The following is a 14,318-nucleotide window of genomic DNA, read 5'->3' as shown; positions in this document are numbered from 1 at the left end:
CCTGCGTTTCCGCATACCTCCTTTCCCCTGCGGGGGAAGGCCGGGATGGGGGCGGTGCCCAGTGAGCGGCTTTGTGGGGTCGAGGCCGTCGTGCCCCCACCCCGGCCCTCCCCCGGGAGGGGAGGGAGAAAGACGGGAGGCGCTACTCACCGCGCGTCATCTTTCGGTGCCACAGGGGATGGTTCAGCTTGGCCCAGCCTTCGGTGACGGTGCCGCGCGTCATCGCGCGCAGCGTGCCCTTGACCCAGATCGCGGCGTAGATGTGCGTGATGACCGACAGGATCAGCACCACGGCCGAGACCGAATGCACGACCACCGCGATGCGCCGCACGAGGATCGGGAAGAAGCCGACGAACCACGGGCTCCAGAACATGAAGCCCGTCACCAGCAACAGCAGCAGGCTGATGCCGAAGGCCCAGAACACCAGCTTCTGGCCGGCGTTGTACTTGCCCACCGGCGGCATGCTCGACTTGTCGCCCTTGAGCATCTTCGGCGCGTTGGCGATCCACTCGCGGTCGACCTTGTCCAGGATGTTCTCGCGCCACATCGTGAAGAACAGGAACACGAAGCCCAGCACCATCAGGAGGCCCATGAAGGGATGCAGGATGCGTGTCCACGGCCCGCCGCCGAACAGCGTGCTCAAAAAGAACAGACTGGGGTGGAAGAAGGCCAGGCCCGAGAGCGCGGCCGCGAAGAACATGATCGCAACGAACCAGTGGTTCATGCGCGTGGCATCGCGGTAGCGGCGAAGGTAGTAGCGTGTCATCGCGGTCTCCTCAGGCGCGGGGTTGTTCGCGCACGGGTTCGGCGGGCCTGGTGGATGCCGTGGTGGGTGGCGCTTCGATCACCACCACGTCGTCCGGCTTGCCGTCGAGGTCGGCATCGGGGTGGTCGTCCTTCGGCTCGATCGGCCCGACCTTCATGTAGTGGAAGAAGCTGCCGACCACCGCGCCGATCATCGCGACCATGGCGAGCGGCTTGGCCACGCCCTTCCACAGCGACACCAGCGGGCTGATGTGCGGGTCTTTCGGCAGGTTGGCGTACAGGCCGGGGCGGTCCGCATGCTGCAGCACGTACATCACATGAGTGCCGCCGACGCCGGCCGGGTCGTACACGCCGGCGTTGGCAAAGCCCCGGTCCTTCAGGTCGACGATGCGTTCCGAGGCGTACTCGTGCATGTCTTCCTTGGTGCCGAAGTGCAATGCGCCGGTGGGGCAGGCCTTGACGCAGGCCGGCTCCAGGCCCACGCCCACGCGGTCGGAGCACAGCGAGCACTTGTAGGCCTTGTTGTCGACCTTGCTGATGCGCGGCACGTCGAAGGGGCAGCCGGTGACGCAGTTGCCGCAGCCCACGCAATGCTCGCTGATGAAATCGACGATGCCGTTGGCGTACTTGACGATCGCGCCCGGCGAGGGGCAGGACTTCAGGCAGCCGGGGTCGTCGCAGTGCATGCAGCCGTCCTTGCGGATCAGCCATTCGAGCTTGCCGGCCTCGGGCTCGACTTCGGAGAACTTCATCACCGTCCATGACGAAGGCGTGAGGTCGACCGGGTTGTCGTAGGTGCCGTGCGTGGTGCCGACTTCGTCGCGCAGGTCGTTCCATTGCATGCACGCGACCTGGCAGGCCTTGCAGCCGATGCAGGTCGACACGTCGATCAGCTTGGCCACCTGCTGCACTTGCGGACGGCTGCGGATCTCGGGCGACGGCGTGGTCGTGGCCGAGCGGGCGGCGATGTCGAGGGTTTGGAGGGAGGACATCAGCGGCTCCGGTTTTCTTCTTGTTCCCTCTCCCTTTGCGGGGAGAGGGTTAGGGTGAGGGAGGCGGCCTTGCAGGCGGCATCGGTCATTCCATCGCCGTCGGCCCTCACCCCAGCCCTCTCCCGCGAGCGGGAGAGGGGGCAAGTCCGGGCGGTATCGTGGTGAAGAGGGCGATGCTTCATCTCATGCCTTCTCGATATTCACCGTGAACGACTTGTACTCCGGCGTCTGCGTATTCGCATCGCCGACAAAAGGCGTCAGCGTGTTCACCAGATACCCCGGCTTCGCAATGCCGACAAAGCCCCAGTGGTTCGGCAACCCCACCGTGTGCACCGTGCGGCCATCGACCTGCAGCCCGATGATGCGCTTGGTCACCAGTGCCACGGCCTTGATGTAGCCGCGCTTGCTCGACACCTTCACCGTGTCGCCGTTGGCGATGCCTTTCTCCTTCGCCAGCTCTTCACCGATCTCGACGAACTGCTGCGGCTGGATGATGGCCGAGGTGCGCACGTTCTTGGTCCAGTAGTGGAAGTGCTCGGTCAGGCGGTAGCTGGTCGCCACGTACGGAAAGTCCTTCGGCACACCCAGGCGCTCGAGGTCGCCCTTGAAGATGCGTGCCGCGGGGTTGGCGCGCGCCTTCTCGTTGTTCGGATGCATCAGGTTGTTGACCAGCGGCGACTCGAAGGGCTCGTAGTGCTCGGGCAGTGGGCCTTCGGCCATGCCGGTGGGCGCGAAGAGCCGCGCCACGCCCTCGGCCGTCATGATGAACGGGCGCACCGCCTCGGCGTCCATCGGGTTCGCATCGGGCCGGATGTCGGGAACGTCGGAGCCGGCCCACTTGGTGCCGTCCCACGCGATCAGCCGGCGCTTGGCGATCCACGGCTTGCCGGTGGTCGGATCGGTCGAGGCGCCGTTGTAGAGAATGCGCCGGTTTGCCGGCCAGGCCCACGCCCAGTTCTGCACCATGCCGATGCCGTACGGGTCGGCGTTGTCGCGCCTTGCCATCTGGTTGCCGGCCTGCGTCCATGCGCCGCTGTAGATCCAGCAGCCCGATGCCGTCGAGCCATCGTCGCGCAGCAGGCCGAAGCCCGAGAGCTGTTCGCCGGCCTTGGCCAGCGGCGGCTTGGTCGGGTCCTTCGGGTCGAGCAGGTCGGTGATGGCGCGGCCGTTGTATTCCATCGCCAGCTCTTGCGCCGAAGGCGAGTGCGGAATCTTGTAGGGCCAGGTCAGCTTGACGATCGGGTCGGGGAAGGCGCCGCCATCCTTGATGTAGGCCTGGCGGATGCGGTTGAAGATGCCCGCCACGATCTCGATGTCGCCCTTGGCTTCGCCCGGCGGCTCCGCGCCCTTCCAGTGCCACTGCAGCCAGCGGCTGGAGTTGGTGAGCGAGCCGTCTTCTTCCGCGAAGCAGGTCGATGGCAGGCGGAACACCGTGGTCTGGATGTCGGTGGTCTTGACATCGTTGAACTCGCCGAAGTTGCGCCAGAACTCGCTGGTCTCGGTGATCAGCGGGTCGATGGTGACGAGGAACTTGAGCTTGGACAGCCCGTCGACGATCTTCTTCTTGTCCGGGAACGAGCCCACCGGGTTGAAGCCCTGGCAGATGTAGCCGTTGAGCTTGCCCTGGTTCATGAGCTCGAAGGCCTGCAGGATGTCGTAGAGCTTGTCGATCTTGGGCAGGTAGTGGAAGGCCCATTCGTTGTCGGCCGTGGCCGCGTCGCCCCACCACGACTTCTGCATGCTGACGAAGAACTTGGGGTAGTTCTGCCAGTAGCTCATCTGGTTGGGACGCAGCGCCTTCAGCGCACGGGTCTTGTAGTAGTCGGGCAGGTTCTGCTCGCTGTCCCGCGCGAGCGACATGTAGCCGGGCAGCGAGTTCGACAGCAGCCCCAGGTCGGTCAGGCCCTGGATGTTGCTGTGGCCGCGGAGCGCGTTCATGCCGCCGCCGGCCACGCCGATGTTGCCCAGCAGCAGCTGCATGATGGCGCCGGTGCGGATCATCTGCGAGCCCTGGCTGTGCTGCGTCCAGCCGAGCGCGTACATCACCGTCATCGTGCGGCCGCTGGTGCTGGTGCTCGCGATGTACTCGCACACCTTCAGGAACTTGTCCTGCGGCGTGCCCGTGATGCGGCTCACCATCTCGGGCGTGTAGCGCGCGTAGTGGCGCTTCATGACCTGCAGCACGCACTGCGGGTCTTGCATGGTCATGTCGACCTTGGCCATGCCGGCTTCGTCGAGCGCGTAGTTCCACGACTTGGGGTCGTAGTTGCGTTTCTCGGCGTTGTAGCCGCTGAAGATGCCGTCCTCGAACTTGTAGTCAGGCCCGACGATGAACGGCGCGTTGGTGTAGTTGCGCACGTACTCGGTCTGGATCTTGTCGTTGCTCAGCAGGTAGTTGAGCACCCCGGCAAGGAATGCGATGTCCGAGCCCGCGCGTATCGGTGCGTAGTAGTCGGCCATGGCGGCCGAGCGCGTGAAGCGCGGATCGACCACGACAAGGCGCGCCTTGTTCTGCTTCTTGGCTTCGATGACCCACTTGAAGCCGCACGGATGCGCCTCCGCGGCATTGCCGCCCATGATCAGCACGACATCCGCGTTCTGGATGTCCTGCCAGTGGTTGGTCATCGCACCGCGTCCGAACGTCGGGGCCAGACTGGCCACCGTAGGTCCGTGTCAAACGCGTGCCTGGTTGTCGAACACCAGCATCCCGGTCGAGCGGAATGCCTTGTGCGTGATGTATCCGGTTTCGTTGGACGAGGCCGAGGCGCAGAGCATGCCCGAGCTGGTCCAGCGGTTGACGGTCTTGCCGTCGGCGTTGGTGGTCTGGAAGTTGGCGTCGCGGTCGGCCTTGAGCAGCTTGGCGATGCGGTTGAGCGCGTCGTCCCAGCCGATGCGCTTCCACTCGGTGCTGCCGGCCTCGCGCACCTCGGGGTACTTCAGGCGGTTGGGGCTGTGCACGAAGTCGAGCAGGCCCGCGCCCTTGGGGCACAGCGTGCCGCGGTTCACCGGGTGGTCGGCATCGCCCTCGATGTGGAGGATGTCGGACACCACGTTCTTGGCCTTGTCGCCCAGGCTGTACATGATGAGCCCGCAGCCCACCGAGCAGTACGGGCAGGTGTTGCGGGTCTCGGTGGTGCGCGCGAGCTTGAAGTTGCGGGCCTCGGCCAGCGCGGCGGTCGGCGAGAAGCCGAGCGCGACGATGCTGGAGCCGACCAGCCCGGCACTGCTGACGCGGAAGAATTGGCGGCGGCTTATGTCCATGACATCACCTCCTGCATCGCTGAAGTGGGTTGTTTCATCGGGGTCTTCTTCTTTGCGTGGAAATCGTGAAGGCGCGAATCGGGCGCCGCTATTTGGGCGCCGTGCCGTCGCCGCCGCTCGGCGCGGGCGCGCCGCCGGAAGAACTGTTGCTGCCGCCGCCGTTCGGGCCGCTCATGCCGCCAATGGCTGCGCCGCCTTCGGACGGGCCTTTGTGGGAGGCGGAGGAATCGATCTTGTCGCCGGACTCGGCCGGAGTGATCCCCGCCGGGCTCGCGCCGCTCGTGGCCTTGGGCGTGGGGGGCTTGGGATCGCAGGCGCTCAACAGCACGCCCAGGGCCAAGCAGAGGCCCATGAGTTGCAAGCGCTGACATCGTGGCATCGAGACTCCTTGGGGAAGGACGGTCTGACTACGGGCTGTTTTTCTTGCACCGCTTGGCGCTGGCCGGACGTGCCCGGTTTGCAACAAAGAGGAGGCGTTTGTCGCATCATGCGACAGCATCCCGCCGCGATCAAGGGCCATGGGGGCGCAATAACCCTTGAACCGGGCCGCGGCCGGGCCCGTCGGCTATCGTTCGCGCCATGAATGCCTCCCTCCGCCTGGGTTGGCGCACGCTCTGGCGCGATCTGCGCGCCGGCGAGTTGCGCCTGTTGATCGTCGCCGTGTTGCTGGCCGTGGCCGCGCTCACGGCGGTCGGCTTCTTTGCCGACCGCTTGCAGGGCGGCCTGCAGCGCGACGCGCGACAACTGCTGGGCGGCGACGCGGTGATCGTCAGCGACAACCCGACACCCGAATCCTTCGTCGCACAGGCGAAGTCGCTGGGCCTCGAAGGCACCGGCACCTACGGCTTTCCGACCATGGCGCGCGCCGAAGACACACAGGGCGGCGCCAGCAAGCTGGTGGCGCTGAAGGCGGTGACCACGGGCTACCCCTTGCGCGGCAGCCTGCAGACCTCGGCCACCATCGACGGGCCGGGCGCGGTCACGCGAGAAATTCCGCCATCGGGCGAGGTCTGGGTCGATGCCTCGCTGCTCGACTCGCTCGGGCTCAAGGTCGGCGACCCGCTGCTGCTGGGCGACACCAGCCTGCGTGTCGGCCGCGTGATCACGCTCGAACCCGACCGTGGGGCCGGCTTCATGAGCTTCTCGCCGCGCGTGATGCTCAACCAGGCCGACGTGGCGCGCACCGCGCTCGTGCAACCGGCCAGCCGCGTGGGCTATCGCTTTGCGGTGGCGGGCGACGATGCGGCGGTGAAGCGCTTCACCGACTGGTCCGATGCCACCATCAAGAAGGGCGACCTGCGCGGCGTGCGGCTCGATTCCTTCGAAGGCGGGCGGCCCGAGATGCGCCAGACGCTGGACCGCGCCGAGAAATTCCTGAGCCTCGTCGCGCTGCTCGCGGCGCTGCTGTCGGCCGTGGCCGTGGCCCTGGCCGCGCGCGGCTTCGCGGCCAGCCACCTTGACGATTGCGCGATGCTGCGCGTGCTCGGCCAGAGCCAGCGCACCATCGCGATGGCCTATGCCTTCGAGTTCGCGGTGATCGGCCTCGTGGCCAGCGCGCTGGGCGTGGCCATCGGCTTCGCGGTGCACTACATCTTCGTGCTGCTGCTGGCCGGGCTGGTCGAAACCGCGCTGCCGGCCGCCACGCTGTGGCCCGTGGCCTTCGGCCTGGGCATGGGCCTGACGCTGCTGTTTGCCTTCGGCCTGCCGCCGGTGCTGCAACTGGCCCGCGTGCCGCCGCTGCGCGTGATCCGGCGCGACGTGGGTGGGCTCAAGCCGGCGTCGCTCGCGGTGCTCGGCATCGGCGTGGCGGGCTTCGCGGCCCTGCTCATGGCGGCCAGCAGCGACATCAAGCTGGGCCTGATCGCGGTCGGCGGCTTCGCGGGTGCGGTGGCGGTGTTCGCATTGCTGAGCTGGCTGGCGGTGAAGGTGCTGCGCCGCAGCGTCAACGAAACCACGGCGCCGCGCTGGCTGGTGCTGGCCACGCGGCAGATTTCGGCGCGGCCGGCCTATGCGGTGGTGCAGGTCAGCGCGCTGGCGGTCGGCCTGCTCGCGCTGGTGCTGCTGGTGCTGCTGCGCACCGACCTCGTCGCGAGCTGGCGCAAGGCCACGCCGCCCGATGCGCCGAACCGCTTCGTCATCAACGTGATGCCCGACCAGAGCGATGCGTTCCAGAAGTCGCTGCGCGATGCGGGCGTGGGCAAGTTCGACTGGTATCCGATGATTCGTGGCCGGCTGATCGCGGTCAACGACAAGCCCGTCACGCCCGACGACTACGCGGAAGACCGCGCCAAGCGGCTGGTCGACCGCGAGTTCAACCTCAGCAATGCCGTGCAGGCGCCCGAGCACAACAGCATCACCGCCGGCAAGTGGACGCCCGGCGCGGCAGGCGAGGTGAGCGTGGAAGAGGGCCTGGCCGAGACGTTGGGCCTGAAGCTCGGCGACAACCTGCGCTTCGACATCGGCGGCATGCAGAACGATGCGCGCATCACCTCGCTGCGCAAGGTCGACTGGGGCTCGCTGCATGCCAACTTCTTCGTGATGTACACGGTGGCCACGCTGCCCGACGTGCCCGTGACCTACATGGGCGCCTTCCGCGCGCCCGAGACGCGCGGCTTCGACAACGCACTGGTGCGCAGCTATCCGAACGTGACCAACGTGGACATGAGCGCGACCATCAACCAGGTGCAGCGCGTGCTCGACCAGGTGATCCGCGCGGTCGAGTTCCTGTTCGGCTTCACGCTCGCGGCGGGGCTGGTGGTGCTGTTCGCCGCGGTGACGGCCACGCGCGAGGAACGGGCGCGCGAGTTCGCCGTGATGCGCGCCGTGGGTGCGCGTGCCAGCCTGCTGCGGCAGGTGCAGCGCGCGGAGCTGGCGGGCGTCGGTTTGCTCGCGGGCTTTCTCGCGAGCATCGTGGCTTCGGTGATCGGCTGGGCGCTGGCGCGCTATGTGTTCGAGTTCACCTGGACCGCGTCGCCGCTCGTGCCCGTGCTGGGCGCGCTCGCCGGCGCGGTGCTGGCGCTGGGCGCGGGCTGGTGGGGCCTGCGCGATGTGCTGCGCCGGCCGGTGGTCGAGACGCTGCGCCGCGCGGCCGAATAAATAATAAATTTTTCTTCCGGCGCGGGCAGGGAAGGGGTGGGGAATGCAATACATTCCCCGACCCTGCATTCATTCGAAGAGAAGCCCCCTACATGCGCTTGGCGTCATTCCAGATCACCAACTTTCGCTCGATCAACGACAGCGGCCCCATCGATTCATCACAGATCACAGCGATCCTCGGTAGAAATGACAGCGGCAAATCGAACCTGCTGCGCGCGCTCCACAGCCTGAACCCGACAGAGGGCCTGGCACCACTGAGTCCGATCAAGGACTTCCCCAGACACCGGCGCCTGGAAGAGTGCGCGGGCGACACGCCCGTCGTGCAAACACGCTGGGCCCTGGACGACGGCGAACAGGCCGCACTGGCCGCCATCTTCCCGCGCGCCACTGGCGTTCGTCACGTCACCGCGAGCCGGGGCTACGACACTGCGCGCTGGGCCGGGTTCGAAGGACTGGCTGACCTGTCGATCGACGTGAGCGACATCAAGGGCAAGGTCCGCAAGATCGTGCCGGCCATCAAGGCGGCCGCCGAAAAGGTCAGCGAAGAGGCCAAGGCCATGCTGGAGCAGGAGGCGGACGCCTTCGACGCCGCGATGATCGCCAGCCCCGACTTCATCAAGTGGTCGGCGGGCGCGGTGAAGGCCACGCAGGCCCTGCGCAAGGCTTTGGCTGCCGCGGATGCCGAACTCAGCGACAAGCAGGAACAGATGCTGGTCGAGCTGGAAGAGCTGTCGCTCTCCATCACCAACGACAAGCCGGCGCTCGACAGGGCGAAGGCCTGGGTCATCGAGAAGCTGCCGCGCTTCATCTACGTCGACGAATACCCGGCACTGCCCGGCCGCCAGAACCTGGCCGACTACCTCGTGCGCAAGGGCTGGGGGCAGGCCACGCCCGAACAGCAGAGCTTCGAGAAGCTGTGCAAGGTCGCGGGGCTCGATGCGCAGCAACTGCAGGACCTGCTGGAAAAGAACGACCAGGCCACGCGCAACCAGCTTGCCAATCGCGCCGGCTCGGTGGTGACGGCCGAGATCCGCCGGCTGTGGAAGGACCGCCCGCTCAAGGTCCGCTTCAACCTCGACGGGCAGCACCTGGACACCATGGTGTCGGACCCGAACGGTGCCTACGAGGTGGAAGTGAACCTCGACGAGCGCAGCCGTGGCTTCCAGTGGTTCTTCTCGTTCTACATCGCCTTCTTCGCGGACACGAAGGGAGGTCGGGCCGAAGACGCAGTCTTGCTGCTGGACGAACCGGGGCTGCACCTGCATCCGCATTCGCAGGCCGATCTGCTGGCGCATTTCGAAAAAGACTTCGGCAACCAGATCGTCTACACCACGCACTCGCCGTTCATGGTGCCGACGCACCGGGTCGACGCGGTGCGCACGGCGAGCCTTGACGAGACGCGCGGCACCACGGTGAGCAACACGGCGGAAGGCGACGAGCGCACGCTGTTCCCGCTGAAGGCCGCGCTGGCCTTGAGCCGGATCGCGGGCGAATCGGTGAAGCCGGAGCCTCTGAAAGCGGTGGCTGCTGTGAGGGCGGAGGTGGCGAAGGCTGCGCCTGCAAAGGCTGTTGCTGCGGAGGGGGCGAAGCCTGCCAAGGCGGTGAAGCCTGTTGAGGTGGTGAAGCCCGTTGAGGTGGTGGCTGTTGCCGAGACGGCACCGGTCGTCGCTTCTGTTTCAGCGCCTGTCGCTGCGCCGCCGCCTGCGAAGCCGGTGGTTGTGGAGAGCGCAGAGCCTGCCGCCGAGGCGACACCTGTTGCCGCAGTCGTGCCAGTCGTTGCAGCCGCCGAAGCCGTGGTCACCGTGCAGCCGGAACCCGTGAAGCCAGTGGTGGTCGCGGAGAGCCCCACGCCCATCGAGGCACCAGCCAGCGCCACGAGCGAGCAGGCGGACAGCGAACTCACGCAGCCCGCATAGAGGCGACGTCAGCGATCGACCGGACTCATGCGGCGACGGTCGGCGCCGCACCTGCGTCGTTGAACATGTGCTCGCTCGCAAAGTCCACGAAGGCCCGCACCTTCGGCGACAACTGTCGGCTCGAAGGCCACAGCGCCGAGAACTGCCCGTTGCGAACAAGGTGCGTGGCCAGCACACGCTGCAGTTCGCCACGGCAAAGCGAATCGCGCGCCAGAAAGTCCGGCATGTAGGCCACGCCGAGACCGGCCACTGCCGCGCCGAGCATGGCTTCCATGTTGTTGCAGATCAGGCCCGGCGGCAGTTGCGTGGGCAGGCCCGGCAGGTCCCAGTCTTCGATCTTTCCGCCAGTCACGAACTTGTAGCGCAGGCAACTGTGCTGCGCGAGATCGGCCGGCACCTGCGGCACGCCGTGGCGCGCGAGGTAGCCGGGCGAGGCCACGAGCACGAAGCTGAACGGGCCGAGCCGGCGCGCCACGAGCTGCGAGTCGACCAGTTCGCCGCTGCGGATCGCCACGTCCACGCCCTCAGCGATCACGTCGACCAGCCGGTCGTTGAAGTCGAGGTCGAGTTCGATCTCGGGGTAGCGTGCCTTGAAGGCCGGCAGCATCGGCAGCAGGAAGCGGTAGCCGATGGTCGGCAGGCTCACGCGCAGGCGGCCGCGCGGTGCCGCGACGGCGTCTTGCATCATCGCGCGCGCATCGTCCAGCTCGTCGAGGATGCGGCGGCAGCGCTCGTGGAACATCGCGCCTTCCTGGGTCAGGCGCACATGCCGCGTGGTGCGGTTGAAGAGCCGCAGGCCGAGCTGCTGTTCGAGCCGCGCCACGTTCTTGCCGACCGCCGATGCCGAAATGCCCAGCAGCCGGCCGGCCTTGGCAAAGCTGAGCAGGTCGGCCGCCCGCACGAAGGATTCGAGTCCGCTGAAGCTGTCCATGGAAGGCCTGATTAGCAACCTTGGGTTGGGAGTGTGAGGATCAATGGCGCCATTTTCATTTCATTGAATCCTTTCTATCTTCTCTTCACGCCCGGCCGCTGTGGCCGATCTGTTTCCCCTTCTGCGTGAAAGCCTTCCTGCGATGTCTTCGTCTTCCACCCACAAGAACTGGCTGCTGGCCGCCGTCTGCCTCGCGGCGCTGGGCATGCCGCTGAGCTTCACGGGGCCTGCGGTGGTACTGCCTGCGATTCGCGATGCGCTGGGTGGCAGTCCGGTGCAACTCAACTGGGTGACCAACGCCTTCATGCTGAGCTTCGGCGCCACGCTGATGGCGGCTGGTGCGCTGGCCGATGCCTACGGGCGCAAGCGCATATTCCTGCTGGGGCTGGCGGTGGTGGCGCTGAGCAGTTCGCTGCTGACGCTTGCGCCGGGCGTCGTCGCGTTCGACCTTGCGCGCGCGTTGCAGGGGCTGGGCTCGGCGGCGGCCTTCGCGGCCGGTACCGCGGCGCTCGCGCAGGTGTTCGATGGCGCGGCCCGCACGCGGGCCTTCAGCCTGATCGGCACCTCGTTCGGCGTGGGCCTGTCGTGCGGCTCGATCCTTTCGGGCTGGCTCGCCGAATCCTTCGGATGGCAGGCGGTGATGCTCAGTCCTGGCGGGGTCAGCCTTGTCGCGCTGTGCATGGCTTCGATGAGCATGCGCGAGTCGCGCAACCCGGATGCGATGGGGCTCGACATGCCAGGCACGCTCAGCTTCACCGCCGCATTGAGTCTGCTGACGCTGGGTGTGCTGCAGGCACCCGACAGCGGCTGGGGCAGCCCGTGGGTGATCGGCGCGCTGACGGGGGCGGTGCTGATGGGCGCGGCCTTCATCGCCATCGAACGGCGCGTGGCGCACCCGATGCTCGACCTGTCGCTGTTCCGCTTTCCGCGCTTCGTCGGCGTGCAACTGCTGGCGGCCGCACCGGCCTATGGCTTCGTCGTGCTGCTGGTACTGCTGCCGATCCGCTTCATCGGGCTCGAAGGGCGCAGCGCGCTGGAGGCGGGCAGCTTCATGTTCGCGCTGTCAGGGCCGATCCTCGTGGTGCCGACGCTGGCGGCGTGGCTCGCGCACCGCTACTCGGCGGGTGCGATCTCGGCGGTGGGGCTGCTGGTGTGCGCGGTGGGGCTGTTCTGGTTGAGCCGCTGTGCGCCGGGCACGCCGCTGCATGACATCGTGTGGGCGCTGTTGCTGATCGGCGCGGGTATCGGCCTGCCTTGGGGGCTGATGGATGGCCTGGCTGTGAGCGTGGTGCCGCGCGAGCGGGCGGGCATGGCGTCGGGCATCTTCAACACCGTGCGGGTGGCGGGGGAGGGGATTGCGCTGGCGCTGGTGGGAGCGGGGCTCACCGCGCTGGTGACGCTGCAACTGGGATCGTCGGAAGCGGCGTCGCAGGCGGCACAACGTGTGACGACGGGGGACTTGTCGCAAGCGCTAGCGCTGTTGCCGGGCATGGACCGCGCGGCGCTGCTGCATGCGTACGGCGCGGCGTTCGGCACGTTGCTGTGCGTGCTGGCGGGGGTGACGGTGTTGACGGCGCTGGTGGTGTTCGTGTTTCTGCGCGGGGAGGTTCAGTCGCACGGCGCAGAGGCTGAGCTGAATTGCTCGACTTCCTGAGTGCGGGCGGCGTCCCTCAATTCAGCTTGATGTTGGAGCCTTCGAGCTTGGCTTGATCTTTGGCAAGACCCTGCACGCTGCTTTCTTTGACCTGTGTGTTGGTGAAGTCGACCGAGCGGGCGATGGTATTGCCGGAAATTTGAAGATTTGCAATACGACCACTCGAAAGATCAAGGCTGTCCAGTTCGCAGCCTTGCAACTGGAGCAATGACGTATTGATGTGATGCACGCTCAAGCGAGGTACCTTGCTACTGCGGATGACGATACCGTCGTTGACGCGAGTACGGACATTTTTCAGATCGGCGCCTGTGCCCCCAGCCACAGTCACCGGCTCGGTCGATAGGCCGCCGCCAAAGATAACCGTATCTATTTCGATGGACTGGATTCCTCCCGCATAGGCTTCGAAGATTTTTTTCCCATTGCCATAGATTTGACTGTTGCGCACGATCAAGCTCTTGTCCACCTTGTAGTTGTTGCCGGTGAGCGCCTGCGCGTAGGTCGGGCCGTAGGCCAGCGTGGCCTCGTAGATGGTCATGTTGTGGTCGGCAGAGATGCCTTCGTTGGGCATGTTGCCGCTCCACTTGCTGGCGCCGTCGAAGTTGCGGTAAGACGTCTCCAGATCCTTGATGTCGAGGTTCTTGTTCTTGTTGACCAGCCTGCGCCCCACATCGGCTTCGGGCCCGACGGTGCGGACCTGCTGTTGCGTGCCACCACGTGGTGCACGGATGGTTCGGGTCGCGGTGAAGGGGCGTTCGCGCCCGTAGCTGTCGCCCAGCGCACTGGTGGTGTCTTCCATCACGCCCATCGACGCCGCCCACTCGTTCAGGCGCGGGCTGATGCCGTAAGGCACCGAGTACGCCTCGTGATTGCCGCTGGTCATGAACACCGGCAGCAGCAGCTCGTTGTAGGCGTAGCGCACAAGGCTGAAGGCCAGCATGTCGTCCTGCCCGCGCGGGTACAGGCCGGGCGTATTGACGTTGTTGAGCACATTGAACTTCTTCCATTGCTCACCGATGCCGTCGGGAACCTGGGCGGGGTCGATATTGCGGTTGAAGTCGATCAGGTCGCCGGTAAGCAGCAAGGCCGTATCGGGCTTCTTGCCGGCACCTATCTTGTCGAAGAGTTCCTTGAGTGCCGTCGCTTCAAGGGCATCGCTTTGCGCTTCGATTCGAATGTCGCCTTCGGAGGCGAAGGCCTTGATGCCGCGCTGGAGCGCGAAGACACGCACGCCTTCCGCCACGCTGGCCAGGATGCGTTTGGCAGCGCTGATGGAGGCATGCCCGCCACTGGTGAACTGGACATGGGCGCCGGTGTGGCCGTGCAGGCTTTCGGTGGCGGTGGCTGCAATGCCCGTGGGGCTGGCGAACACGAGGTGGGGAGCATTCAGCTCCGGGTATTTGCCTTCGGCCTTGTCGCTGCCCTTGCCTGCAAGCGCGTCGTTCTGTTGCTTGATCGCTTGCGCAACGACGCTCTGGTCATCTTGCTTGTCTTGCACCTTGGCAGCCTGTGAGGCTTCGGCAAGTCCTTCGATCTGGTCGCGCGCCTGCGTGAGGCGCTGCACGGTCTCGCCCATGTCTTTGGCGTGGCGAGCCGCTTCGGGCCGCGCCTCTGTGGTGATGAGCATGCCGTCTTGCGCTCTCAGCACCCCATGGCCGTCCGTGCGCAACTCGAAGCCTTCGCCCCGTGGGTCCTTGCGGCCCGCG

Annotated in this window: 9 protein-coding genes; 3 read left to right on the top strand and 6 right to left on the bottom strand. The window is 66.4% G+C overall.

Annotation, left to right across the window (positions count from 1 at the left end):
- Positions 1 to 142: 142 nt before the first annotated feature.
- The 4 genes from ACSFB7_RS27325 to ACSFB7_RS27310 all read right to left on the bottom strand — a co-directional run bounded on the left by ACSFB7_RS27325 (position 143) and on the right by ACSFB7_RS27310 (position 5,397).
- On the bottom strand, positions 143 to 766 hold the full coding sequence (locus tag ACSFB7_RS27325; RefSeq protein ID WP_394478838.1) for a formate dehydrogenase subunit gamma: 624 nt from the start codon (positions 764 to 766) through the stop codon (positions 143 to 145).
- 10 nt (positions 767 to 776) lie between these two features.
- Positions 777 to 1,757 (bottom strand): formate dehydrogenase subunit beta, encoded by a 981-nt coding sequence (gene fdxH, locus ACSFB7_RS27320; RefSeq protein WP_435475474.1) that lies wholly within the window; start codon positions 1,755 to 1,757, stop codon positions 777 to 779.
- Positions 1,758 to 1,940: 183 nt separating this feature from the next.
- Positions 1,941 to 5,018 carry a formate dehydrogenase-N subunit alpha gene (gene fdnG / locus ACSFB7_RS27315; protein WP_435475473.1) on the bottom strand — a complete coding sequence of 1,026 codons (3,078 nt, stop codon included), beginning with the start codon at positions 5,016 to 5,018 and terminating at the stop codon, positions 1,941 to 1,943.
- 88 nt (positions 5,019 to 5,106) lie between these two features.
- Positions 5,107 to 5,397 (bottom strand): hypothetical protein, encoded by a 291-nt coding sequence (locus ACSFB7_RS27310; RefSeq protein ID WP_435475472.1) that lies wholly within the window; start codon positions 5,395 to 5,397, stop codon positions 5,107 to 5,109.
- A 200-nt stretch (positions 5,398 to 5,597) separates the two neighbouring features.
- On the opposite strand from ACSFB7_RS27310, the gene ACSFB7_RS27305 reads away from it, so the two are divergent.
- Both ACSFB7_RS27305 and ACSFB7_RS27300 read left to right on the top strand, forming a co-directional pair.
- On the top strand, positions 5,598 to 8,114 hold the full coding sequence (locus ACSFB7_RS27305) for an ABC transporter permease (protein WP_435475471.1): 2,517 nt from the start codon (positions 5,598 to 5,600) through the stop codon (positions 8,112 to 8,114).
- Positions 8,115 to 8,206: 92 nt separating this feature from the next.
- Entirely contained in the window at positions 8,207 to 10,030 is a 1,824-nt protein-coding gene (locus ACSFB7_RS27300) for an AAA family ATPase (protein ID WP_435475470.1), read from the top strand.
- Positions 10,031 to 10,055: 25 nt separating this feature from the next.
- Here the strand turns inward: ACSFB7_RS27300 and ACSFB7_RS27295 are convergent, their stop codons facing one another.
- Entirely contained in the window at positions 10,056 to 10,961 is a 906-nt protein-coding gene (locus tag ACSFB7_RS27295; RefSeq protein WP_435475469.1) for a LysR family transcriptional regulator, read from the bottom strand.
- A 142-nt stretch (positions 10,962 to 11,103) separates the two neighbouring features.
- Here ACSFB7_RS27295 and ACSFB7_RS27290 point away from each other — a divergent pair, with 142 nt between their 5' ends.
- On the top strand, positions 11,104 to 12,615 hold the full coding sequence (locus tag ACSFB7_RS27290) for an MFS transporter (protein ID WP_435475468.1): 1,512 nt from the start codon (positions 11,104 to 11,106) through the stop codon (positions 12,613 to 12,615).
- A 16-nt stretch (positions 12,616 to 12,631) separates the two neighbouring features.
- Here the strand turns inward: ACSFB7_RS27290 and ACSFB7_RS27285 are convergent.
- A partial coding sequence (locus ACSFB7_RS27285; RefSeq protein ID WP_435475467.1) for a DUF2345 domain-containing protein occupies positions 12,632 to 14,318 on the bottom strand: 1,687 nt, incomplete at its 5' end.

This window comes from Variovorax raffinosi (assembly GCF_051216615.1).
Taxonomy (GTDB): domain Bacteria; phylum Pseudomonadota; class Gammaproteobacteria; order Burkholderiales; family Burkholderiaceae_C; genus Variovorax.
The sequence above is the reverse complement of the archived record's forward strand: the minus strand, read 5'-3'. Positions and strand labels throughout refer to the sequence as shown.